Raw genomic sequence first — 25,152 nt, forward strand, 5'->3', positions numbered from 1 at the left:
TCTATGGAAATTAACTCTAAGTCTGACAATTGGGGCTTACGGATTTGATTCAAAAAATTCATTTTACTTTCTATTTTTATCAGAGTCTCTAATATTTTTCATAATTTGCAGTGAAGCTGTTCATATTTAATCGTTTGTTAGACAATTAAATTTAGGTATTTAGCTAATAATGAGCAGTTTCTATTTTTTTCCTAAATGCACCACGGGTTAATATATATCCTTCAATCGCTTTTACTTTGGAAATATTCTCATTTACTTTGAAAATTCTTATTTACTTTGAAAAATAACACCCACCAAGGCAACATCAGAAATAGTATGATGTGGAGACCTGAAGGGACGAACCGTCATCAATGAATCTTCTGTTCCTATTTTTCCTGCTACAGAATGAATTTTTGTTGTTTCTAAAGCTTCTTTCAACGTCAATGGAGGTAAAATACTGGGAACTCTTTTGGCCAACATTGTTTTTCCGCTTCCGGGAGGTCCGATAAGAATAATATTATGCCCTCCTGCTGCTGCAACTTCCATTGCTCTTTTGGCTGTTTCCTGACCTTTAACTTCAGAAAAATCGAAAGGAAAATCGTTGATCTTTTCGTGAAATTCTTTTCTGGTATCCAACGTTATTTTCTCGAGGGGTTTTCCTTCGTTAAAAAAATCAATAACCTCTTTGATATTTTTTACACCATACACTTCCAGATCATTTACAATGGCTGCTTCTCTGGCATTTTGTTTAGGAAGGATAATTCCTTTAAACCCTTCTTCTCTGGCTTGAATTGCAATGGGCAAAACGCCTTTAATCGGTTGTAAACTTCCGTCCAGAGAAAGTTCCCCCATAATAATATAATTCTCAATTTCCTCAGCCAAAATCTGATCTGAAGCTGCTAAAATTCCAATAGCGATACTCAGATCATAAGCAGATCCTTCTTTCCTGAGATCTGCGGGAGCCATATTAATGGTAATCTTTTTTCCCGGAATTTTAAATCCTACATTTTTCAGGGCTGCAGAGATTCTATAACTGCTTTCCTTAATGGCATTATCCGGGAGACCTACAAGATGATATCCTACTCCGCCAGTATCTATATTTACTTCAATTGTTATTGTCTGTGCAGCCACTCCATGAATGGCACTTCCATAAATTTTAATCAGCATGGCATATTTTTGAAGTAAAAGTAAATAATATAGCATTTTGAAAATCTGACAGTTATATGAATTATTTTCTAAATAAATAACTATATCTAAAAAGATATCAATAAAACAAGCATTGGGGTACCTTCAAATCTATTAAGGTTTCTATGTGGTTCAGATGGTATACATGCTAATAAAAATCAGGTTTTAACGGAGAAATAAAGCCATCTTGCCGTTTAGAATTAGTATAAATAAAGTTATATTTGTAACTTTATTTATTTTTAATAAGTCTAAATAGACATAAAATGCAGCAGACTGGTAATAAAAAATCCAAAGGAACCTTCAAAAAATATATTCTAAAAGCTCATTTATGGCTTGGATTGTTTTCAGGTATCATTGTATTGATCGTTTCGCTGTCAGGTGCATTTTTTGTTTTCAATGAAGATATTACCGCTGCATTACGCAAGGAAAAGACCTTTCATGGAGAAAAAGATATTCAGCATAAGAAACCAATTCCTATACGCGAGTTAAAAGATATTGTAAATGCCCAGCTGAAAAATGAAATTGTAAAAACAGATGAAGTAACTATTCCTATAGATCCTGCCCGATCTTATCAGTTCGGACTGATTAAAGTTAATGAAGAGGGCTGGAATCATTTCAATACCTTCATTGTCTATAAGAACGTTTATGTAAATCAATATACAGGAAAGGTACTCGCCATCTATGATGTAAAAAATAATCCATTCTTTATCTGTATGACTCTGCATCGCTCATTACTGCTAAGCAATAAAATTGGCGGTACTATTGTGGGAGTATCTACTATCATCTTTGTCATAATGCTGATTACCGGAATTATTCTATGGTGGCCGAAGAATAAAAAAATGCGCCAACAGCGACTATGGTTCCGTTGGGAGAAGGTAAAAGGATGGCGACGTAAAAATTACGATGTACATAATATCCTTGGATTCTATTCCTCTTTTCTTGCCATTGTTGTAGCCATTACCGGTATTATGTATTCGTTTCGGATTACTCAAGTGTGGGTATATGCATTACTCAATGGCTTTTCCACTGCTACTCCAGATTACAGTCAATATAAAACAACCGCTCCGGAATCTGTGGAAACCGTAACAACTATAGACCGCATCATAGAACAGGTAAAAACTCATTATCCGAAAGCTTACTCATTTGGAATTGATCTGGAAGATCATGCTGAAGCAGATCACAAACACGATAATTTAAGCATCTGGATCAAGGATAAAGAATTTACTTATGCGGAGTCTTCGATGATGATTTTCGATGAACATTCCGGAAAGCTATTATTTAATCATCCCCACGAAGACAAACCTATGGCAGAAAGAGCTACAGATGCTACCTATGACCTTCACGTGGGAGCTTTTTTTGGAATGCCCGGAAAAATTTTAGCATTTATCATGAGTTTATTCTGTGCTTCATTGCCCATAACCGGATTTATGATCTGGTGGGGAAGAAAAAATAAAAAAAAACCAACAACCTAAATCTATTATCATGAAGAAACACTATATATGGCTCCCTTTAATGGCGAGCCTGAATGCCTACGGACAGACAGAAAGTCAGAATGATTCTTTACAAACGGAGAAAATATCAGAGATCAGTGGCATCGTAGTAAAAGGGAGTAAAGCCGTTTTTCAGCAAAAAGCTGATAAAATGATTTTTAATGTTGAGAATAGTGTATTGTCTGATGGTACCACAGTTTTAGAATTGCTAGGCAAAACACCCGGTGTAGTAGTTTCGCAAGAAGGTGAACTCTCATTACGAGGCAAAAAAGGAGTAAGCGTAATGATTAATGGTAAGCTCAGCTCGCTGTCAGCAAAAGAGCTGGCCAACCTGCTACGTTCTACCAATTCCACCCTGGTAAAAAATATTGAAATAATTGCCAATCCTTCCTCTAAATATGATGCTGCGGGGAATGCGGGTATCATTAATATTGTCCTGAAAAAAAGCTCATCAGAAGGACTGAGCGGCAATTATTATCTGAACGGAGGAAAAGGTCGTAAAAACCGGGTAAATACAGGATTGAGCCTGAACTATACTCACAATAAACTCTCTCTACACGGAGATTACAGCTATACGTTTCGTGGCGAGGAAGAAAAACGGGACTTTAGTCAGATTTTCTTCGATGAGAAGCAACCTCAGCAAATAACCCGGAGAACAGATCAAAACTCCATGACCAATGAACCTTTAACTTCTAATAATTTTAAATTTGGGGCTGATTATGCTTTTAGCGACAAAACAACTATTGGGGCTTTATTCGATGCTAAAATAGGACGATATGAAGATTTTTCGAAAGGGGAAAACAGAATATTTCAGCCGATAGACAACCTGTTTGCTCATGTACTTTCAGATAATAAAAGCAAGGAAAACTGGTACGATTATACTTATAATTAAAGGGTACCCATATCTTCAATGATAAGGATTATAAGGTAGATGTGGATCTGGAATACGAAACTTCACGTTTTTCTTCCCGTCAGAATCAGATTTCAGATGCATTGGTAAATCTGGGAACAGAGAAATTCAACAACAGAAGAGGTAACATTGCTTCCCGCCTGAAAGTTTTCAATGCGAAGATAGATTTCACCCTGCCTTTTAGCGAAATGCATAATCTGGAAACAGGTCTGAAATCTACTATAAAGTCTAATAACAATCCTTCGGAGTATTTTATACAGCAGGATAATGAATGGATCAATGATGATAAAGCAAGTAATGAATATGCCTACAAAGAGCAGATACATGCATTGTATGCCAACTACAAGCTTAATCTTACGAAATGGACATTCCAGCTGGGGCTGAGAACAGAAATAACCCATACGGATATCAACCAGAAAACTTCCCAGGAACAAAGAAAAAGAGATTATACAAACCTTTTCCCAAGTGCATCCATTAAATACCAGATGAATGATCAACATGGGTTTTATGCCTCATACAGTAAAAGAATCAACAGGCCAAGCCACTTCGATTTGAATCCCTTTCGTTTTTATGATGATCCTTTCAACTACTGGCAAGGAAACCCGAATCTGAATCCGGAATTTACCCACGCAACAGAATTGGGGTATACCTAGGGAAAATACATTATTGCATCAGCCTATTTTAGTGTTACAAACGATGTCATGACAGAAGTATACAACTATCAGCCAGACACAGGAATCCTCGTAAAAACGCAGGATAATCTAAACAAATCCTATGTATATGGCGCCAATATTACAGCCACTACAAAGCTTTTTAAATGGTGGTCGCTGACTTCTATGCTGAATGTATTCAACAGTGAATATAAGGGCAATTACCAGAATTACTCGGTCAACAGTTCACAACTGGCATTTACGTTGAACGCACAAAACAGCTTCAGCATTGCAAAAGGATTGAAAGCAGAGGCTAATGGACAGTATTTTTCGAAATCTAATATTGGTTTGTTTATTCGCGATGCTTATTTTGACCTGACTCTGGGGGTTTCCAAAACATTATTAAAGGATAAAGCGACCGTAAAACTTGCCGTGACGGACTTATTAAAGACCAATAATTACCGTGTAACAGGAAATAACTTCAGCTCTACCATCCGACAAAAATATAACCTGGACAGCCGCGTGGTAACGCTTTCATTCAATTATAAGCTTTAAAATCCAAAAATCAGAGAAATTAAAAACTCTCCGACAGCTTACAATACCCTGTAATCATTTAACAAAACCGGGTCTCAAAATTTTTGAGACCCGGTTTTCAATCAAATAAATATTTTATGTTTTCTACGAAATTTATATGCTATAATTAGTCATATAATTTATCGAAACGGGCAAATCCGGAAATACTGCTGGGAAGCTTCATCCCTTTAGTGATCTTATCCGTCTGCTGATCATAAATCCAAACATAGTTTCCTCCTTTACTGGCATTTACAGCGATGTATAATTTGTTATTCTGAACAAACATACCTTGTTCGTAAGGTTCATCTCCGGGCAATTCATCCAGAACTCTTACCAACTGCTTGGTTTCTATATCTATAATAGCATATCTACCATTGTAGCTGCCCCCTAATGCCGGATCACGGTACAGCACTACCATTTATTGTTACCGATATAATCGATAACTGTTTCCAGAGGCTTGTTCCCAACAAGATTGGTAAGATTGATCTGATATCCTGCATCAGGCGAAGTTGCCCCTTTAAGAGCTCTGAAAAGGAAAATATCACTTGTTCCAGCTCCTGCACGTGGAAAACATGTATAATAAAAAGCTTCTTTATCTTTTGTAAAAGTTGTTTTGAAATAAGGAGAACCATTGGCTACCCCAGAACTTCGGTTATCCGTTACAGAATTTTTTACTTTGAAGGTGTTATAATCTATTACAGCAAAATTATAAAATTCAGGCGTTAGCCATTTGCCATCGCGGAAGCTGTACTGCAAATAGATCTGTCCATCCATATAGGTCATAGCGCCCAGCGAATAAAAGTTATAGGCATTTGGGAAAGGCTGAAATCCTTCAATCTCACCCTGACGGACAATACTAAGGTCAGCAGCATTGAAAACAGTATAGCGTATATGCTGGCCATCCCCTGTATCTCCAACAATAACCAATGTATTGTCATCTATCCAAACATAACTGGCAATATCACTGATGTAGGTATAAGGCACTTCTTTTACAGTCGTCAGCCTATCCTGTGTATATTTAAATTTTTTGAAAATACCCTGATCGGTTTTATAGTTGTAGATAAAGCCATTTTTTACAATATAAGAGTAAGTTCCTTTGGAATTAATTTCATCTCCTTCTTTGGTAATATCCATTTCGCCTTTTGTCAGATCGTTGGTAGCGGTCATGTAATGGACCGTATTGGGCCAGCTTCCGAGAGCGGAAAGTAAAAAATATTTATAGTCTTTTTCACCACTTTCAGAGTCACCGAAACCAGGTTCGCGTTCGCAGCTAAAAATGGTTAAACATGCAAGTATTAAAAGTATACTGTTTTTGAAATATTGTGTCATGATCTTTTACTTAAGTAGGTATCTGAATTTTAAATAGAAAGCACGTCCCTGCTTCTGAAGTTTGAAGTTGTCATAGGCCAGTGCATCCCCAACGTTGCTTACATCGAAAGCCAAATTATATCTTCCATTCTTCATGGAATAACTTATACCTATGTTGTGAAGCGTTTGTCTTGGAATAATCGGAATGTTGCGTGGATTTCCATAGGATTTCCAGTTTTTGTAGAACCATTCTGTCATCTGTAGTCCGTAGTAAAGCTCTATCCTGCTGTCTTTCTGAAACCAGTCGTCTTTACCAAGACTTACATTGACATTTCCAAATAACCACGGCTGGTTGGGAACATCTTTTTTGTAAGTAGCTGAAACTACATCATCACTGTTATTGGCAAATTTTGTATTGTCATACGCTTTGTTGTAGCTCACATTCATTAACACATTCAGGAGTCTTTTGTATTGGTAACTGATCTCTCCTTCAAGTCCTCGTGTAAAGATATTAGACAGGTTTTCATATTTGAAAGTACTGTTATATAAATTAGGAACGGTATAAATGAAATCCTTTGTATCACGAATGTATCCTGCCCCTTCTATACGGAACGCATGCTGCCCCCAATGGTGGCCATAGTACAACCCTACGTTTACATTATTACTGGTTTCAGGCTTCAGATTCATATTACTGGTTACAGCAACTCCATCTCCGAAAATTTCCTGCGGTTCTACCAAACGATAAGAACGTTCAAAGGATCCTTTTATTCCCAATCCTTTTGTAATTTTCACTGTGGTAGCGAAGCCGTAGCCCCAGCTGCTAAAATTGTCCTTTGCCGGATTATCGGTTCTGGTCACCGGATCGAAAACCATTTTCTGAAGTCCTACCTGATAGTATTTAGCAAAGAAAATATTAGTCCAATGCTTATTGAAAAACTCTTGTTGATAAGCCATAGACAAAATCTGTTTAGTCATCTTCGCCGGAGGTACATTCTTTTTTTCCTCTTCAAGTTGATTGAATGTGGTATTCTTAAGGTAATCAAATACATAATTGAAGATAAGCTTGTGATGTTCAACTATTTTATAAGTAGCCCCTACTTGTGAGTAAAGACGGTCTTCATGCTGCATGATGATCGTTCTTCCTCCTTTTTCACTTGTGGCAGAAGGTTCAAAAGTGTTATCCCAACTGTATTTACGCATAAGTGTATCTGTTGCTTTCTGAACGCTTTTTGAGAAACTAGCATACACATTTACATCCAGATGATCATTGAACAGTCCTGTTTTTTATACTTCATAAAGTAATTATGAGCCTGTCCGTTTTGTTTTACCCCACCATATACTACTTCCTGATTGGAACCGGTCTGGATCTGTTTATCAAAAACGGATTGTGACATTCCTACAAAGAAAGAATCTGCCCAGCTTTTGTTTTCCAATCCTACTTCAGCCATCCCAAAAACAGATTGATATCTGTCATTAAAACGTTTCAGGTTTTTTAGCTCATATTCATTTTTAGCAGCATTCCAGATTTTCATATCTTTCATCAGATAGTCGTTATCCGAATGGTTATAAAAACTGTTGATACGCATGATAATTCCGGTTTTATCATCTTTAAACTGTCCATTCAGATTGATACGCTGGGTATTAAAAGAACCAAGACTTATACTTGCATCCAGGTAATTTTTGCTGCTTGACGGCGTAATAATATTGACCGCTCCACCCATAGCATCTGTACTTAAATGAATAGGAACTACCCCTTTATAGATCTCTACATGGTCTGCCATATTTACAGGTAATGTACTCAGATCCACTCCTTTTCCAAGCATTTCCAAAGGAACGCCATCGATAAAGAATTTCACGGCTTTACCAGACATTCCATTGATTGAGAAGTTATAATCGGAGCCTATTCCTCCCTGTTGACGGACTTTAATCCCTGTGGTTCTGTTCAGAACCTGATTAAGATCTGCCGTGGTATTGGCTAATTTAGCGACATCGATAGCATTAACAGTAAAAGCACCGTCTTGCAGTGCTTTTACCTTACCTTTACCGTGTACTACAATTTCTTGTACAGCCGCATGATCCTCAACCAGCTGAATATTTACCGGAGATATTTCGCTACCGAAGTTTATTTTCTTTTTGATTTTTTTGTAGCCATCCAGGCTGAAGACTAATGTAGCTTCTCCTTTCTTGTAACTAATCTTGAAATTTCCACTTTGATCGGTTTTTGTTTTTATTTTTGTGTTTTCAACAAAAACACTTACTCCATTTAATCCCTGCATTGTGCGATTCTGTACAGCTCCCTGAACTGTAAAACCAGTATCCTGTGCTTTAATGAGGGAAATTGTAAGGGTAAAAATGAGAAAGATAAAAATACGCTGATACAATTTCATTATTTATAATTATTATAAATAGCAAAATTAAAGGTTCCTTTGCCAACTCCCAAAGGAAAAAGAGTTTTATTTTTAATTGTTCTAATTACAATTAATATTGATTCATTTATAATTTTTTTATAAAACTGTAACAAGTTTACACTCAGATACTAATAGAAAAACATTGTAGTATTCTATTTTTGTCTGTATGAAAAAAGTCATATGAAAAGCAAAACATACCCCCTAGAAATTGGATCAAGATAATGTGAGCATGCTCTTCTCAATGATCATTTTAGTAAGCTAAAGAAATTCCTGCTCCCCATCTCATACCCCTATCGTAGTGTGCACGGATGCTTACATTTTTATTAAGAATATATTTCAGTCCGATTATGTATACTTTAACCATAAAGCCTCCTCTCAATCTTTTTGATATTGGAATATCTTCTCTCATCAACTGTAAACGAACAATTCCGTCATGATAAACTTTGCTTTGCTCTTTTAACCAATTGGTCATCGTTTTAATTTCGTCGAAAGCTTAGTACAGAAAAGATTCCGCTGGTAATGAAATAAAAAAACCGGTACAAATTTCTTTGTACCGACTCAACCATTATTAAAAACTAACGAAAAAGATTAATCATCTGAATACTGAATAAAAAGGATGAGTCAGGAAGCCGGATGCCAAAAAGAGGAAATTCCTTTTGGGGTAATTATGACCGTCATTAGATTAACAAGGATGAAATGTATCTATTGAGCGTAAAGTAAAAAATACTTTGTTCTTCTTCAAGACAAGGAGTATCCCTCTTCCAGCATCCATTCTTCCTTCCCACAATCAATCTTTAAACATCTTCAGATTTTATAATCCTATTATTTTTTTATAAACTTATTTTTATATTCTTTTCCATCTGAGCTTTTAGAAACAATGATATAATTTCCCGGTACCAAACCGCTTACATCAATTGCCTGATTATATCTGTGATCATTTTTCTGCAGAACAAGTTTCCCGGACATATCGATAATGATCACCACTTTATAGACTTTATCTGATTCTTTTCCGATATAAAGGTGCTGTGCTGTAGGGTTTGGATAAATTTTCAGACTATTGTCTTTACTTTTTACTTCTCCTGTGCCTAAATTGCTGCAGAATTCCCAGTTCCCGAAATTCACTTCTACAAAAGCAAACGAAGGTAACATCTGGCACTGATCCGGACAATATTCCGTGCAGGCATAAAATCCGTATTTCCCTGAACTTGTTGCCACATACGTAGCTCCTACTACACCAGGGATGATACAAGGGTCTCCCGACACCGGAGGGTTACTGCCCGGCAGACATCTGAACCAGGTATGTTTACCATAGACTCCTGGAAATATGTTATCAAACTGTACAGAAGCACCATTGCACACATTCACTGTTCCTCCATTTTCCTGATAGGTTCCGGGAGTATAAGTAGTCATCATAGCCGGAAGTCCGTATACAAAACCATCTGCAAATACTGCCGGACTTTCTGCGATACAGTCGCCGTCCGTCACTTTTACTTTAAAATAATTCAGCTGGTCATTTCCGGTAATGGTCAGCTGCTGTGATATAGCTCCCGGAATAGCAATCCATGGGTTGTTATTAGGAGTCTGCCAGGTCCATTCCTGTTTATACCATTGATAACTTCCATAGCCCTGTACTGTGGAAAGAACCTCATCTTCCGTATCACAGAATAAAACTGTTCCCGGATATTTTTGTCCGAGCCTTGCACTGGTAATTGTAGGAGTACATTGTGCTTTTATATTCAAAATGGTGAATAATAAAAACACTAAAAAATTAGTTTTGTTTTCATATATAGATTATTAAGTTTGGTGTTGCTAAAAATCCTCTACATCAATCCAACAGTACTCTGATCCCGAATTTCATATTAAAATGAAGGGGTTTCTCTTTATAAATGGTGTTCGGTGCGTTCTCTTCCTTGAAATGATATCCTATTCCCGGTTCTGCATACACTCCTATTTTATCAACAAGCTTCAGTTGAAGTCCTACCGCAGTATTGACAGAAAACTGAAAAGGTTTATGATCAAGACTCTCTTTTGAACTCTCTTTTATTTCGTCATTAACAACATAGGTAGTGGTAACGCTTCCAGATATAGGTTTCTCTACAAGTGCCCCTCCTGTAATATATCCTGTAAACCTCCCTTTCTTAATAACATTGTAATTAACCTGAACGGGAATTCCTATATAATGAACCGTCTGATCTCCTTTTATATAATTATTATCACTTCCTGAATGCAGCTCGGAAGCCAGCTTGGTATAATTCAGTCCTGTTCCTATCCCCCATCTTTTTCCTAAATTATAGTAAAGAGACAATCCGAATGTAACCGGCACTTTATGCCTGATTCTAGCTTCTACCTGCTGGCTCTGATTAGCCAACAATACGGCCATCAGGGGATCATCATGATAATCGGATGTCATAAATACCTGCTCTACATTCATTGCTTTTCCCGTGATAGAAGCATAGCCCGGAAACTGCTGTTCTGCAGAATTGGAGGCTATATTTCCTGTAAGCATACTCAGCATCCACGATTTTTTATCACGGGGTTTTGCTGTGCTTCGTTTTGTATTGTCAGCATAGATTTCCTTGGTTTTCTCTTCTTTAAAAAGAGCCTCATCAGAAGCCTGTTCTTTGGCAGTTTCTTTTACTGTGTCATCAATAGAAGGCACATTATAAGCAACTCTGCTTTCCTGTTGAAAAGATTCCGATGCTGACGGAAGTTTAAAAATATCCTTGATTTTTTGGCCATTTTCAACTTGATTTTCTACTCTGCTCTCGGCATATCTTTGTGCTGCAATTTTCTCCGTGGATCCTGTGTTTAATATATTGTCTGCTAAAAAAGCTTCTGTTCCTGATTTCACCTCGTTGGCAGAACTCTGTTGAGTTTCTATAGATTCTACAGAATTCATCTTCTCCCCTTTTTCTATACCTGTCGGTTTCTGAGATATTCTTTTTTCTGTGTCATCCTGTGGCAGTATTTTTATGAGTAAAAATAACAGTGCAATAGCAGCTGCCATTCCTCCAATGCGATAAAATAAAGATCTTCTTTCTGTAGGGGCCCCTTTTTCTTTCTTTGCTTCACCTTCATGAACTTCAGGAATAAAACCAGGAACGCTGTTGTTTTCTTCGCCGGAAAATAATTCATCTTTAATGTCATCCCACAATCCTTCCGGAACGTCCTCTTCATGGTCATCCATTCTGCTACGCAGGTTATTTAGCCATTCATTATTCATATTGTGCTTTTTTTGACATTTTAAATTCTTTTATTTTCTGAGCAAGCAGTGCTTTTGCCCTGTGCAACTGAGAGGCAGAGGAGTTTTCTGCTATTCCCAACAGCACAGCAATCTCTTTGTGGCTTTTTTTCTCAAACACATACAGGTTAAAAACTGTTCTATACCCATCAGGAAGAGCTCTGATCATCATCATAATATCATCCCGAGGAATTTCTTCAAAATCAGGTTCTTCTTCATTAGGAATATCCGGAAGGTCATCAACTTCTACAGCAGATTTAAAATCACCTTTCTGTTTGATATGCTTCAAAGACTCATTGACAGTAATACGGGTCATCCAGGCTTTTAAAGAGCCATTTCCTCTGTACTCAAAAGATTCTATCGAACGGAACATTTTGATAAAACTGTTCTGGAGTACATCATGTACATCTTCTTTTTCTGACAGATAACGGGAGCATACATAGGACAGATTTCTGGAATAAGCTCCAAAAAGCTCTTTCCAGGCAGCTTCCTCCTTCTTCAGAAGGTGCGTTACCAAAATCTGTTCTTTACTTTCTTCCATATAATGCTGCCTCCATATCCAGTGGGATGCTATAAAACTGTCATGCAAAATAGATTGCATCTTTTTGATAAAGTGCAATCCATTGATGATAATATCTATCTAATTAATTTTTTATACAGAATGGGAAATTATAGTCAATCACTTCATAAGGAGTAACCAATGTACCATCTACTGTAATTTTTTCTGCTGTAAGAGCGTATCTAAGCGTTTGATCCAACCCTACATAATATCCTTTTTGCTTAGAGACGAATTCTACAACAGTCTTTTTATTAACTCCATCTACAGGAATCTGAAGTTCCATTATTTTTGGAGTTAAGGTAAGCTCTATTACATTATTCGCTGTATTGATCACTGCTGCATATTTAATATCATATTTCACTTTTCCCATTGACTTCAATGCTGTTTCTGCTTTTACAGGGTTTTTCACCACAGTTTTTACAATTTCTTCAATAGGAAATTCTGCAAACGAGATTGTATCTTTTTTTACTTTAAAATCTTTTACTCCTTCTCTTTTGCTGTTTCCCTGTACTATGATCAGCTTTCCTTTATAGTTCCCTGGTAAATTCTCCATTTTTACAGGCGGAATATCCGGTCCTTCATTATCATTGCATGAGGATAGGGCAAATCCTGCCAAAACCATTAAAACTGTTATAAAAAATCGGGGTACTGTCAATTTTTTCATTGCATTACTTTTTCGTTAAACATTATTTATTTTCGAGTACTCATTTATATAAATCCTGTTTTCTGAAAATCTTGCATGTTCTTTCAAAAAAAGATTAAAAAAAACACATAACAAACTGATTTTAAATAGGTAAAAATTAAGATTAAAAAAACGAAAATATTCTTTTCCAGCTCTCCTGTTACTTCGAAGGCATTCTTCTACCTAATTATCAGTAGAAAAAAAACACGGTTTTTATGTATTGTCGGGATCCTCTGCCTCAAACTACATTTGTCACAACAACAAAAGGCAAAATATTCATTGTTATGAAAAGACCAAAGACCAAAAAAATTATTTCGATTTTCTTTATCCTTGCAATGGCTGGTGCTGTTTTTACAGCATGCAGTAAGGATGATGATCCGGCAGATGCAAAAGCTAATGTGAAATTCACCATCACTGTAAATGGAGCAGACTCTAATGATCAGGTTGATTTTTTGTAAGTGCGGGAAACCATGATGCCAGCCAATACGGAAGCCCTGTCTGGAAAAAGAACGGAACCGATCAGGGGAATGTAAATGCTATTCCGTTGGAAATAGGTGATTTTACGGGGAATACGAAAACTTATGTGTTTGAAACTGTAAAACCTTTTAATTTCTCAAGTCTTCATGTGGCAGTATCCAACTTTGACGGCGCTCCTATTTCTGTAAGTTACAAAGCTGAAATTGGCGGGAGTGTAGAGACCAATGAAAGTAAGACTTATGCCGCAGGACAAACGTTTATCAGAGATTACTCTTATGTAGCAAAATAAGTTTTTATCGTATTAAATATTATTTTTGGATAGAAAAAGGAAGCCGTATGATACAGCTTCCTTTATTATTTATCCGTTATATTTTACTGTACTCCTCCGCCAAGCGCTCTGTAAAGATCTACCTCAGCGTTTAATTTTTCAAGGGTAACATTAATGGCTTCCAGATCATTCTGGAGTTTATTATTCTGGGCAGTGATCACTTCCAGATAGGTGGCCATACCGCTTTTATAGAGCTTAAGTGCATCATTGATTCCTTTGTCCAGAATTGCTGTTCTCTGATCCAGGAGGTGGAGCCTTTCTGAAGAGCCTTTAGATTTTGCCATCGCATCGGAAACCTCTCCTACAGCAGTCATTACAGATTGTTTAAAACTGATGGCTGCTTTTTCCTGTTCAATCAAAGCTGTTTCATAGGCTGTTTTCAGTTGTTTTTTTTGAAAAATCGGGGCTGCCAGATTGGCTGCTATTGATTTGGTAATAGATCCCGGAATGTCAAACCATGAGCTGAATTTATTAGAATTCACTCCTATTTGTGGGCTCAGGCAGATACTCGGATACATTGCTGCTTTTGCCAACCCGGTTTTGGAATTTAAACTGATTACATTAAACTCCGCCATTTTCAGATCCGGTCTTCGGCTCAGCAGTTGTGCAGGTAGTCCTTCTGACAACTTATTTTCAGGAATCATTGTTTTCAGCTCTCCTTCTCTTTCTATTTTGGCTGGATATTCTCCGCAAAGAATGCTTAATGCATTTTCCTGTATAGAAATATTCTGTTTTGCCAAAGGGATGAGTAACTCGGCTGTTTTTTTCTGTGCTTCAGATTGCTGAACGGCCAGCGAATTAATCTGCCCTGCTGTAAACTGAAGATTCATCATTTTAAGCGTATTGTCACTGAGCTCAATGTTTTGTTCGGCTATCTTCAACTGTTCATCCAGACTGATCAGGTTATAATATGCCTGAGCTACCTGAACTACGATTCTGCTTTTGATGGCATTTAAATTTTCTTTCTGTCCAAAATATTCTGCTGCTGCGGATTCTTTCTGCATTTTAGCCTTCCCCCAGATGTCTACTTCCCATGAAAGCCTTAGGGCAGCACTGAAATCATCCATATATTTTGTCCCGACAAACTGTTCGTTCAAAGATCCGTTAAGCGTATTGGTTGAAGCCCAGCTTCTGTTGGCGCCTGCTGTAAGGTCCAGTGTCGGCATCAAACCCAGCTTAGCTTGCTTGTAGATCAGATCCAGCTGTTCTATATTTTTCAAAGCGACATTTACTTCATTATTTCTTGAAAGGGCTTTATCTATTAAACTTATCAATTTAGGATCTTTGAAGAAGGTTTTCCACGGAAGAACTACAGTATCTCCTGTTACCTGTACAGATTCTTTGTAAGTTTCAGGAATCTGAAGATCTGTTCTTGTATATTTTTTCCCTACGGCACAAGACATCAGAAGTGATGCCATTGCGCCTGAAATAAGGAAATTCTTTATATTAAATAGGCTCATTTGTCAATTGATTTTCTATCGTATTATACTTCTTTTTGGTAGAGAATTTCTCATCCAGATACTGAAAGAACATGTAGAGTACAGGAATTACAAAAACGCCTAAAACCACTCCGCTCAGCATTCCCATTGCAGCACTTGTACTGATGGATTTGTTTCCTGAAGCCATTCCTCCTGTAGAAATCATCAGCGGAATCATTCCGACAATAAAGGCTAATGAAGTCATGATAATAGGACGTAATCTCGCCTTTGCTCCTTCCAGTGCAGAATCCAGAATCGAAAGACCTGCTTTTCGCCTTTGTATGGCAAATTCTACAATAAGGATAGCGTTTTTCGCCAAGAGGCCAATAAGCATGATTAGCCCTACCTGTACATAGATATTATTATCCAGCCCGATTGCTTTTATTCCTAAAAATGCTCCTACAATCCCCGTTGGAATGGAAAGCATTACGGCTAACGGAAGAATATAACTTTCGTATTGGGCAGCTAACAAGAGATATACAAAAAGTAAACATAGTCCAAAAATCGCAATCGTCTGGTTACCTGCTGATTTCTCTTCCAAACTCAATCCTGTCCATTCGTAGCTGTAGTCAGATGGTAATTTGCTTAAAGTCTGCTCCAGCTTGCTCATTAACTCTCCGTTACTTACTCCAGGTTTTGGAGATACGTTGATATTTAAGGAGTTGTAGAGGTTGTAACGTTGAACGGATTCCGGGCCATAGACTTTTTTCAAAGTGATCAATGTGTTTACCGGAACCATATCTCCTTTTTCATTCTTTACGAAAATATCATTGAACGCCTGCTCATCCATTCTGAAAACTCCGTCTGCTTTAATATTCACTCTATAAAACTTTCCGAATCTGGAGAAATTCTGAGACTGATCTCCTGAGAAATAGGACTGAACAGTTCCCAACAGGTTTGAAATGCTTACTCCCAACTGTTTTGCTTTATCTTCATTCACTTCAAGCTCCATCTGAGGATAATCTGCTCTGAACATCGTGTAGGCAAATGCTACTTCCGGAACCTGCATCAGCTGGCCGATTAATTCATCTGCTTTGGCTTTAAGAACCTGAGGATCTCTTCCCATACGGTCCTGAAGTACGATTTCAGCATCATTCGTCATTCCGTACCCTTCTACAGGAGGCATTCTGAAGGTCATTACACTTCCTTCTTTGATCACTCCCAATTTTGCATTCGCCATATCTACCACTTCCTGGATATCCTGAACTTCGCCTCTTTCTTTTTTAGGTTTCAATTTAACAAATCCCATCGCATAAGCCGGTCCTGCACTACTACTAAGAAGGTTGTAGCCTGTGATGGAAGTATTTTCCTGCACTGCGTCTACCCCTTTTAAGATTTCATTGATCTTGTTGGAAACTTCCGTAGTTTTAGTCAATGCCGTTCCCGGGGGCATACTTAGCGTGTACATGAAAAATCCGTCATCTTCCATCGGCACAAAACTCTTGGGTGTACTTGACATCAACCACCCTGCAATACCGATAACGGCTACGATTAATCCTCCTGCAATCCATTTTCGCCCTATTAAAAAGCGTACTCCTTTTGCATAACGGTTGGTCATATTATTAAATCCTGCATTGAATGCTACGGAAAACCTTTGCCCAAATCCTTTTGGCTTTTCACCTTCTCCTGCATGGTTGTTTTTCAAAAATACAGCACACAAAGCCGGAGTTAAAGTCAAAGCGTTAACCGCTGAAATGATAATTGCTATTGCCAATGTATAAGCAAACTGCTTATAAAACAATCCTGCCGAACCGGACATAAATCCGATGGGGATAAATACTGCTGACATCACCAATGTAATTGAAATAACAGCTCCTGTAATCTCGCTCATCGCCTTATGGGTAGCTTCTCTTCCTGATAGGTTTGTTCCTTCCATATTACTGTGGACGGCTTCCACCACGACAATGGCATCATCCACTACAATACCGATGGCCAGTACAAGGGCAAAAAGCGTCAATACATTAATGGTAAATCCTAAAACCAGAAGGAAGAAGAATGTACCGATAATGGCTACCGGAACTGCCACTGCCGGAATAATCGTAGATCTGAAATCCTGCAAGAAGACAAATACCACAATAAATACAAGAATAAATGCTTCTATCAGGGTAGATTTCACCTGTCCTGTGGCTTCATCCAATCTTTCTTTGGTACTCATTACCTTCGTATATTTAATACCCGGAGGGAATGTTTTTGATAATTGATCAAGGGCTTTATTCACCCCTATTTCAATCTGATTCGCATTGGATCCTGTGGTCTGCATAATCGCTACAGTAACCGCATTTTTTCCATTGGAAAGGTTGTCTCCTGTATTGGAAATCGCTCCAAATTCTACACGGGCTACATCTTTTAATCTGATGACCTGGCTTCCGGTATTTTTAACAATAATATTTTCATATTGTTCCGGCTTGTTCTTTTTTCCTTTATATCTGATGACATATTCTAAAGCGGCATCAGATTCTTCTCCCAATTTACCCGGAGCAGATTCCAAACTGTGGTCTGCAATGGCTCTGGAAACATCTGCCGGTTCAAGTCCGTAGGAAGACATTTTCTGAGGGTTAAGCCATATTCTCATGGAATAATCTTTCAATCCGAATACCATAGCCTGCCCTACTCCTTTTACCCTTTTGACCTGCGGAATAAGGTTAATATTCGCATAGTTCTGAAGGAAGGTTTCATCGTACTGTTTATTATCTTCAGTATAAATATTGAAAATCAGCACCATACTATTTTGCTGCTTGGATGTGGTCAGTCCCATTCTCACAACCTCTTGGGGAAGTATTGGGGTGGCCTGCTGTACTCTGTTTTGCACATTTACCGCTGCCTGATCGGCATTTACCCTCTGTTTGAATATAATGGAGATGGAGAATGAACCATCGTTACTCGCGGTGGATTTCATATATTCCATGTCTTCCACTCCATTGATCTGCTCTTCCAGCGGCGTTACCACAGAACGGATCACTGTTTCACTATTTCCTCCGGGATACGATCCTGAAACAGTGATCGTAGGCGGAGAAATGTCCGGGAATCTGGTCACTGCCAGCTGGTTTAATCCGATGATCCCTAAAATAACAATAATAAGGGATATAACTGTAGCCAGTACCGGACGGTCTATTATCTTTTTTAACATTTTTGAATTTTCTAAAAATGGTTATACAACTATTTCAAATGAACTGTTGTCGCCGCAACCTGTGCTCCGTCTGTAAGAGCATCAATTCTGTTGATGGCAATCTTATCTCCTGCATTCACGCCTTCTTTGATAAAGTAATCCTGAGAGGTACCTCCTGAAACAGTAATCTGAGTCATTTTCACTTTATCTTTACCTTCCAGTTTATAGACAAAGAATCTGTCCTGAATATCTTTCACTGATGTTTTTGGAAGTTTGACAACTCCATTCAGTGCATTGTGAATCATTACTCTGGCTGTTCCTCCGGCTCTTAATAATTTATCTGGATTTTGAAAAACAGCCTTCATCTGGATACTTCCGGTATTTCTGTCGAAGTTTCCGCTGGCATTTTCAAGCTTTCCTTTAAGAGAATAGGTGGAGCCATCTGCAAGGATAAGCTCTACATTTTCTGCGGCATTTCCTGATGCTGCGTTTTTACTGTGTGTAATAAAATCAGCTTCATTCATTGAAAAGTACACATTCACAGTGTTTATGTTTGAAAGCGTTGTCAACGGAGAGGCATCTGACGGACTGATAAGGTTTCCCACTCTATTTGGAATTCGCCCAATATATCCGCTAACCGGTGCTTTGATATAAGTGAAATTAGCATTAATCTTTGATGATCCTAATGATGACTGCGCCTGTGCCACCTGTGCTGATGCTGCTTTATAACTTGCCTGTGCGGTTTTCAACTGCATATCAGACACTACTTTTCCTTCTACAAGAGGTTTCAGCTTTTCCACTTCAAGTCTTGCTGATTCCTGGGCTGCGACAGCTGATTTCAAAGCGGCTGCATTGGTATTTACCTGCTCATTGTATACGGATGGATTTATTCTGAAAAGGGTTTGTCCTTTGCTTACATACTGTCCTTCTTTGATATATACTGCTTCCAGATAACCAGTCACCTGCGCTTTAATATCTACATTGTCCTGTCCTTCTATGTTTCCCGGATATCCTGTAGACACATCTGCATCTCCGGACTTCACCTGGATAAAATCTGTGGGCAATGCCTGCTGCATCTGCTGGGCACTTTCCTGGCCGTTCCCGGAACCGCATGAGTACAATATCGCTGCAGCTGTAAGTGAAAGTACCAGATATCCTTTTCTGTAATTCATAACATGAGTTTTTAAATTTTACAGGAGCAAAATAACTTCATCTTATAGTGAATTTCATTCAGAAGTTGGGTGAAGTGTCATTAATCGCAGGTGAAACGTATGATAGGAAAAATGAAAAGAAAACCTCTATTTTCCTTCATAAACATGTTAAAAAGAGTATTTCAGATGAAAATATAAGTAAAATTGTCAAATACAAATTTGTGGATGCTATAAGTGAAGCAAAAAAAAGACTGCTTTTATCGAAAGCAGTCTAGTCTTTATTTTTATGAGATTAATAATCCATCCAGGATTTGAAAATGGAAGCTTTTTCCCGGCTTACAATAACTTCCATATCGGGCTGTTTTCTTAACTCCAATTTTAATTTTCCATTAAAATGATTAAAAATCTGCTTTACAGAATTGATATGGATGATAAATTGTCTGTTAGCACGGAAAAAGAATTTAGGATCCAATTGTTTTTCAAGCTCTTCCAAGGTTTGTGGGACATTCTCTGCCAATCCTGTATTCAGTACTGCTTTACTGATTCCCAATTCGGTATAAAAGTATAAAATATCTTCTGCGAGAACGGTTTTGTATCCATCTCTGTGGGCAATCAGAAAACGTTTTCTGTAATCCTTCGGCTGGATATAATTCAGTAATCCTTCGATGGCTGTTCCTACTACAGGAACGGTTTCCATAAATGTTTCATAGCGTTTTAAAGCAGCATCAAGTTCTTCTTCTTCGATGGGTTTCAGAAGGTAATCTACACTATTGTATTTGAATGCCTGTACTGCATATTCGTCATAAGCTGTGGTAAATATGACCGCGCTTTTAATATCATGCTTGTTAAATATTTCAAAGCTGAGTCCATCTGCAAGGCGCACATCCATCATGATAACATCCGGAACCACATTATTTTCCAGCCAGTGTACCGTTGAGGTGATCGAGTCTTCCACAGACAGGATTTCGATATGGGGTCTTAACTTCAACAACAGTCTTTTTAATCTATCAGCATTGGGTTTTTCGTCTTCAACTATTAAAACTTTATTAATCTTCATATCAATGGGAGTTTTACAATAAATTTATCTTCAGTTTTTTCAATCACAGGCTTAGGATATCCTAAAATTTCGTATCGTGCAATAATATTGGTGAGCCCTACTCCTGAGGAATCGGGCTTATTGATTAAAGGCAGTAACATATTGGAAACCACCAATTCTCCTTCAGGGTTTGTATAAACATGGATTTCCAGAGGATTTACTTTAGAGGTTTGATTATGTTTAATGGCATTTTCAACCAGTAACTGTAAAGACAGCGGAAGGGTAAATCTTGATCTGTATTCTTCCTGAATATCTATTTTAAATACCACACCTTCCCCAATTCTTTTTTCAATCAGAAAAATGTAGGATTCTAAAAATTTGAGTTCCTCTTCTACAGCGATGATGTCTTTTTTGGAATTGACTAACAGGTATCTGTATACTCGCGCAAATTTCTCGGAATAATCATAGCCTAGCTGTTGATCTTCCAGGATAAGCTCTGACAACACGCTTAAATTATTGAAAATAAAATGTGGGTCTATCTGAAGCTTAAGCGCCTGAAGCTCTGCGGCCATAGCTGCCTGTTTATGTTTAGAAGCTCTTAGTTTATGGTGAGCAGATTCTACTGCTGTTCTTTTCCAGTTTTCCAATAAATAATCAACGGTATTAAATGCACTGATAATCAATGATATTACAATATTAGTTGCAATCCATTGTCCCAGGAGTGTATATTCTTTGCGGGAATCCATTTCGGGTAATGTGACTGAGGTACAGTCTACAATGGCATTAATAATGATCACAATCATCACACTTCCCACGATCTGGAGCAAACACTGAATAAACAATCGTTTTATGGTTCTGTTTCTCCAGGGAAGCCACTTATTAAGTGTCTTGTCTATAAATATACTAACCTCTGAAATAATGATAGAAAAAAAGATAATCCAAGGCGCATCTTCCAGAATCATCTTCAGCGGAGCGTCCAGATATCTTTTCCAAACAGGGTTAAATGGATCAATAAGATAGGAAAAAAAACAGAACGTAACCACTGCTAAAGCCCAGATTACGAGCCTCCTTTTCATAGTGGAAAGAATCTTCTTATTTCGTACTATATTTTTCCTGATGGTAGAAATCCTATTCATATCCGGGATTTTATGAATGTAAATATAGAAATAGATTTTATATGCGTATTCTCTATTTTAGGCGAGACCACCAAAACGAGGCCTGAAACGTAAAATAGCACACTTCAAATGGATGTGACGGTTCATCACCTGAAAAAGACATTTCATCATCATTTTATGCAACGTCACCTTATTTTTATGATCTGAGAACTACGGTCTATCATAGTTTTGTGGTATTAAATCCGGTACAATGAAAACAATAATTGTCTGCACAGATTTTTCTCAGGAAGCTGAAAACGCTACTCATTATGCTGCTTCTATGGCTAAAGAAAATAAATACAGGATTATCCTTTTTAATCTGCAAACCATTTCTATTCATGCTCTGAATGCTCAGGCTTCGGCTGATTTTTTCTACACTCAAACGCTTAAAAATCAGAAAAAACTGGAACATAAAGCAACAAAACTTAATGCTTTGTATGCTATAGAAACCGGGTACCATCTGGCTTCCGGCAATTTTATCGAAGAACTTGAAAACTGTATCCAGATTCATAAATGTGATTTTCTTGTGATGGGAATGGCAGAAAAAACTCTTGAGCAAAAGCTTTTAGGAAATAGTGTTACAAGGGCCATTCACAGGATTAAAAAGCCCATCTTAATTATTCCCGCACACATCGAATATACTGGAATCAGAAAAATCCTTTTTGCTTATGATACTCACAAAAGCATGACCTGGTCTGCCATGAATGATATTTATTATTTCATTAATGAATTCAATGCTGAGGTTGAGGTATTCAACGTAAGTGAAAGCCTGAAGGATTTTGCAGAGGTTATTCATGATATTGATCTGAACTCCGGATATGATCTGAACGACATTAAATACAGCTTTAAAATGATTCAATCCATCGAAGTTATCAAGGCAATTGAAGAGGAAATAAGACTGACCAACCCTGATCTTCTGACAATGGTTCCATACAAATATAACCTTGTGGAATCTCTTTTCCATCGAAGTAAAACAGCTATTATGGCTTACAAAAATAAAGTACCATTACTATCAATCCCCCTAAACATAGATTAAGAATCAATAAAAATCTGTTCTCATTTGAATTATCCTTTTTCCCTTTAAGGGCTAAATTTTACACTTAATCTTGTTTTACAGGACCAGAGAATTGATTTCCGGTCCTGTTTTTATTTTAATTTCATATTATTGCCAATAGAACAGAAAGCTTCTAAGGAATATTTTCTAATTAAAAAACAAAAACCATTATGTCTTATCTTTTTTCTCAGTATAGATATTTAATTATTTTCGTTTTATTTATTGGATGTATTCCATTCTCGGCGCAAAACAATAAAGAACAGAAAGATAACAGCAAACAATGTATGCAAAAGATGAAGCTGGTTTCAGATAAAATCGTTTTGGCTAAGAACAATTTTGAAATGTTTATTCCAACGGAAATAATCATAGATCCTCTTCAATCTACCATCATTACAAATGTTCGGAAACCGAACAAACAGGAAAATATAGTAACTCACTTTATTATTAAGGAAATTAAATGCAATATGAATGAAGATATTACTTCAGGAAGTATAACTTATACGGTAAAAAGCAACAATCCAAATTCAGCTTATCCCCAAAACGGTTTTATCCTGAAAGCAACAAATGAAGGATTGTATTTTTTCAGCAGTACAGATCCTGCAGACGATACACCCGTAATGCCTATTCTGAAATTTGAAGTCATCAAGTAGTTCTTCCAAAGAAAAACACCTTAAAATGGAAGTTGGCAGACCATTTTTTAAGAAATCAAAGTGATTAATGCCTGATAGTAATTTTCTAATAGACGCGGATTCCCATTCAAAAATAAGTAGGGTTCTATCAATTCCAGCTCCATTAAATGAAATGAATTGTTGATTAAAACCCCATCCACTCTTGCATAAAGAGTTTCCTCCGGCAGACTTTTCAAATACAATCCCGCCTGTTCTATGTGTAATGGATCCGGTACAGGATAACTGATGCTTCCACCATGATAATGCTGCACCCTGAAATCTCCCTGCTTAGGTGTTTTTAATGAGCAATGGCTATATTTTCCGTTAAAAAACAAAAATGACCATTCTCCGTTTTTGATTTCCTCTACAAAAGGCTGCACCATATAATCCTGTTCTTTCAAAAGGGTTTCAATTTCTGCCGAACGTTCATCAAAATTATCTTTACTTACCGTAATGGTATTCTGTGCTCCGGCACTTACGCAGGGTTTTACAACCAGTTTCTCAGTATTAAAATGATCAAAAAAATGCCTTTTCAATACAGTTCCTTTTTCAAGATATTCTGCAGGAATTACCGGAAGTCCTTTTTCTGCAACATTTTTAAGATAGTGTTTATCACTATTCCACTGGATAATTCCGACGGGATTCAGGACCTTTACTCCTAATTTTTCAAGACTGTTCAGCCAGTTCAGAAATTCATGTAAATGATTATGATAATCCCATGGAGATTTAATGATAACGACATCATAACTGCTCCAAACTACATTGGGATCATTCCAGATGGTTGGAACAATGTCTAAGCCTTTATTGATTAAAAAATTAATCAGCTCTGTATCTTCATCATTGGTTACCCCCTGTGAGAATCTTTCTTCTTTTTTATAACCTGTTATTGTGATTTTCATGCTTCTGCTTTGAATTTTTATTGGTGATTCAATTTCGGGATACCTTATAAATAAACAGAGACACAGATTTTTTTATTTTGAAGGGTACAATTGGAATATTTTCATAAAATAAAAACAAATCGATAGATCATATTCAACTGAATATCAAAAAGTCGTAAATTTATTAATGGATAAAAACAGTGTTTTCCCTCTTTTTTATAGTTGTATCGTTAGCTAATTTTGTTCAATAAAATTAAACACCATAAAAATGAAAACTTACTTTTTTACTAAGATTTTAACTCCTTTGTGTACAGCGCTTGTTCTGGCTTTTTGTCTGCTAAGCTGTACCCGTTGCTCCGAGCCACCTAAAGAACCCGTTAGTAACAGTTATAAAAAGAAACTGATCAGCTATCGTGAAGGCAGAGTTCTTTTTGATGAATACACAAGAACCAATCATGAAGTTCTTATGAAATCCAGAAATGGTGAACCCGACTCGCGATGGTACTGGTTCTCACTGGAAGATATGGAAGGTTATATAAAGTATGTAAAAGAAAATGCCAGGAAACAAAAATTAAAAAATCCGGGAATCAGGATTTACATGGGAAAATACCCATTGAATCATCCTAAAAACCGAATGGCAAAACCGGAATATGCAGGCTATCAGACTATATTTTTAGTTCCTACCGCCCAAAAACGAGAAAGAACCAATGCAATGGCCAGATCTGCCTCTACCGAAGAAAATACGGATGTACCTTCTATAGAATCTATGAACATGACCAACCTGGCACCACCACCAAAAACGCTGTCAGGAACAATGCCTTAAAAAAACACAAAATT

21 protein-coding genes and 2 pseudogenes are annotated in these 25,152 nt (G+C 37.2%); 7 read left to right on the forward strand and 16 right to left on the reverse strand.

Annotated elements, in window-relative coordinates; genetic code table 11:
- Positions 1–288: 288 nt before the first annotated feature.
- Positions 289–1,146, reverse strand: a pseudogene (locus BOQ62_RS09220) (YifB family Mg chelatase-like AAA ATPase); the annotation flags it as partial.
- Positions 1,147–1,427: 281 nt separating this feature from the next.
- On the opposite strand from BOQ62_RS09220, the gene BOQ62_RS09225 reads away from it, so the two are divergent.
- Both BOQ62_RS09225 and BOQ62_RS09230 read left to right on the forward strand, forming a co-directional pair.
- Positions 1,428–2,636: a PepSY-associated TM helix domain-containing protein gene (locus BOQ62_RS09225; protein WP_129038884.1), complete on the forward strand. Its 1,209-nt coding sequence runs from the start codon at positions 1,428–1,430 to the stop codon at positions 2,634–2,636.
- Between the two features lie 10 nt (positions 2,637–2,646).
- Positions 2,647–4,769, forward strand: a pseudogene (locus BOQ62_RS09230) (TonB-dependent receptor domain-containing protein).
- Between the two features lie 145 nt (positions 4,770–4,914).
- On the opposite strand, the gene BOQ62_RS23080 reads toward BOQ62_RS09230, so the two are convergent.
- The 9 genes from BOQ62_RS23080 to BOQ62_RS09265 form a co-directional block, all read right to left on the reverse strand.
- Positions 4,915–5,205 (reverse strand): hypothetical protein, encoded by a 291-nt coding sequence (locus BOQ62_RS23080; RefSeq protein WP_228413873.1) that lies wholly within the window; start codon positions 5,203–5,205, stop codon positions 4,915–4,917.
- Complete coding sequence (locus BOQ62_RS09235; protein WP_228413875.1) at positions 5,199–6,116, reverse strand: hypothetical protein; 918 nt, start codon at positions 6,114–6,116, stop codon at positions 5,199–5,201. The genes BOQ62_RS23080 and BOQ62_RS09235 overlap by 7 nt, the downstream gene beginning before the upstream one ends.
- 6 nt (positions 6,117–6,122) lie before the next feature.
- Complete coding sequence (locus tag BOQ62_RS23085) at positions 6,123–7,295, reverse strand: TonB-dependent receptor domain-containing protein (RefSeq protein WP_228413877.1); 1,173 nt, start codon at positions 7,293–7,295, stop codon at positions 6,123–6,125.
- 50 nt (positions 7,296–7,345) lie between these two features.
- Entirely contained in the window at positions 7,346–8,482 is a 1,137-nt protein-coding gene (locus tag BOQ62_RS23090; protein WP_228413879.1) for a carboxypeptidase-like regulatory domain-containing protein, read from the reverse strand.
- Positions 8,483–8,753: 271 nt separating this feature from the next.
- On the reverse strand, positions 8,754–8,975 hold the full coding sequence (locus BOQ62_RS09245; protein WP_129038886.1) for a hypothetical protein: 222 nt from the start codon (positions 8,973–8,975) through the stop codon (positions 8,754–8,756).
- Between the two features lie 350 nt (positions 8,976–9,325).
- Positions 9,326–10,264: a T9SS type A sorting domain-containing protein gene (locus tag BOQ62_RS09250; RefSeq protein ID WP_228413881.1), complete on the reverse strand. Its 939-nt coding sequence runs from the start codon at positions 10,262–10,264 to the stop codon at positions 9,326–9,328.
- A gap of 64 nt (positions 10,265–10,328) precedes the next feature.
- Positions 10,329–11,726: a porin family protein gene (locus BOQ62_RS09255; protein WP_129038889.1), complete on the reverse strand. Its 1,398-nt coding sequence runs from the start codon at positions 11,724–11,726 to the stop codon at positions 10,329–10,331.
- On the reverse strand, positions 11,719–12,345 hold the full coding sequence (locus tag BOQ62_RS09260; protein ID WP_317127374.1) for an RNA polymerase sigma factor: 627 nt from the start codon (positions 12,343–12,345) through the stop codon (positions 11,719–11,721). Before BOQ62_RS09260 ends, BOQ62_RS09255 begins: the two co-directional genes overlap by 8 nt.
- Positions 12,346–12,388: 43 nt before the next feature.
- Positions 12,389–12,967, reverse strand: coding sequence for a DUF4840 domain-containing protein (locus BOQ62_RS09265; RefSeq protein ID WP_129038891.1), 579 nt, complete (start codon positions 12,965–12,967; stop codon positions 12,389–12,391).
- Between the two features lie 302 nt (positions 12,968–13,269).
- Between BOQ62_RS09265 and BOQ62_RS22435 the strand changes: the two genes are divergently transcribed.
- Together BOQ62_RS22435 and BOQ62_RS09270 are read left to right on the forward strand one after the other, a co-directional pair.
- Complete coding sequence (locus BOQ62_RS22435) at positions 13,270–13,443, forward strand: hypothetical protein (RefSeq protein ID WP_164976712.1); 174 nt, start codon at positions 13,270–13,272, stop codon at positions 13,441–13,443.
- 86 nt (positions 13,444–13,529) lie between these two features.
- Positions 13,530–13,751: a hypothetical protein gene (locus tag BOQ62_RS09270; RefSeq protein WP_164976713.1), complete on the forward strand. Its 222-nt coding sequence runs from the start codon at positions 13,530–13,532 to the stop codon at positions 13,749–13,751.
- Positions 13,752–13,834: 83 nt separating this feature from the next.
- Here the strand turns inward: BOQ62_RS09270 and BOQ62_RS09275 are convergent, their stop codons facing one another.
- The 5 genes from BOQ62_RS09275 to BOQ62_RS09295 form a co-directional block, all read right to left on the reverse strand.
- Complete coding sequence (locus BOQ62_RS09275; protein ID WP_129038895.1) at positions 13,835–15,250, reverse strand: efflux transporter outer membrane subunit; 1,416 nt, start codon at positions 15,248–15,250, stop codon at positions 13,835–13,837.
- Entirely contained in the window at positions 15,237–18,395 is a 3,159-nt protein-coding gene (locus tag BOQ62_RS09280; protein WP_129038897.1) for an efflux RND transporter permease subunit, read from the reverse strand. The genes BOQ62_RS09275 and BOQ62_RS09280 overlap by 14 nt, the downstream gene beginning before the upstream one ends.
- 29 nt (positions 18,396–18,424) lie before the next feature.
- Entirely contained in the window at positions 18,425–19,546 is a 1,122-nt protein-coding gene (locus tag BOQ62_RS09285; protein ID WP_129038899.1) for an efflux RND transporter periplasmic adaptor subunit, read from the reverse strand.
- A gap of 271 nt (positions 19,547–19,817) precedes the next feature.
- Positions 19,818–20,582, reverse strand: coding sequence for a LytR/AlgR family response regulator transcription factor (locus BOQ62_RS09290; RefSeq protein ID WP_129038901.1), 765 nt, complete (start codon positions 20,580–20,582; stop codon positions 19,818–19,820).
- Positions 20,579–21,697 carry a sensor histidine kinase gene (locus BOQ62_RS09295; RefSeq protein WP_129038903.1) on the reverse strand — a complete coding sequence of 373 codons (1,119 nt, stop codon included), beginning with the start codon at positions 21,695–21,697 and terminating at the stop codon, positions 20,579–20,581. The genes BOQ62_RS09290 and BOQ62_RS09295 overlap by 4 nt, the downstream gene beginning before the upstream one ends.
- 229 nt (positions 21,698–21,926) lie before the next feature.
- Here BOQ62_RS09295 and BOQ62_RS09300 point away from each other — a divergent pair, with 229 nt between their 5' ends.
- Both BOQ62_RS09300 and BOQ62_RS09305 read left to right on the forward strand, forming a co-directional pair.
- A complete protein-coding gene (locus tag BOQ62_RS09300; protein ID WP_129038905.1) occupies positions 21,927–22,751 on the forward strand; it encodes a universal stress protein in 825 nt (274 codons plus the stop codon).
- A gap of 188 nt (positions 22,752–22,939) precedes the next feature.
- Positions 22,940–23,419, forward strand: coding sequence for a hypothetical protein (locus BOQ62_RS09305; RefSeq protein ID WP_129038907.1), 480 nt, complete (start codon positions 22,940–22,942; stop codon positions 23,417–23,419).
- Positions 23,420–23,466: 47 nt separating this feature from the next.
- Here the strand turns inward: BOQ62_RS09305 and BOQ62_RS09310 are convergent, their stop codons facing one another.
- Positions 23,467–24,336 (reverse strand): RimK family alpha-L-glutamate ligase, encoded by an 870-nt coding sequence (locus tag BOQ62_RS09310; RefSeq protein WP_129038909.1) that lies wholly within the window; start codon positions 24,334–24,336, stop codon positions 23,467–23,469.
- A 247-nt stretch (positions 24,337–24,583) separates the two neighbouring features.
- Here BOQ62_RS09310 and BOQ62_RS09315 point away from each other — a divergent pair, with 247 nt between their 5' ends.
- Positions 24,584–25,138, forward strand: coding sequence for a hypothetical protein (locus tag BOQ62_RS09315; protein ID WP_129038910.1), 555 nt, complete (start codon positions 24,584–24,586; stop codon positions 25,136–25,138).
- The last annotated feature ends 14 nt before the right edge of the window (positions 25,139–25,152 follow it).

The sequence above is a fragment of the Chryseobacterium sp. CH21 genome, from assembly GCF_004119445.1.
Lineage (GTDB): Bacteria > Bacteroidota > Bacteroidia > Flavobacteriales > Weeksellaceae > Chryseobacterium.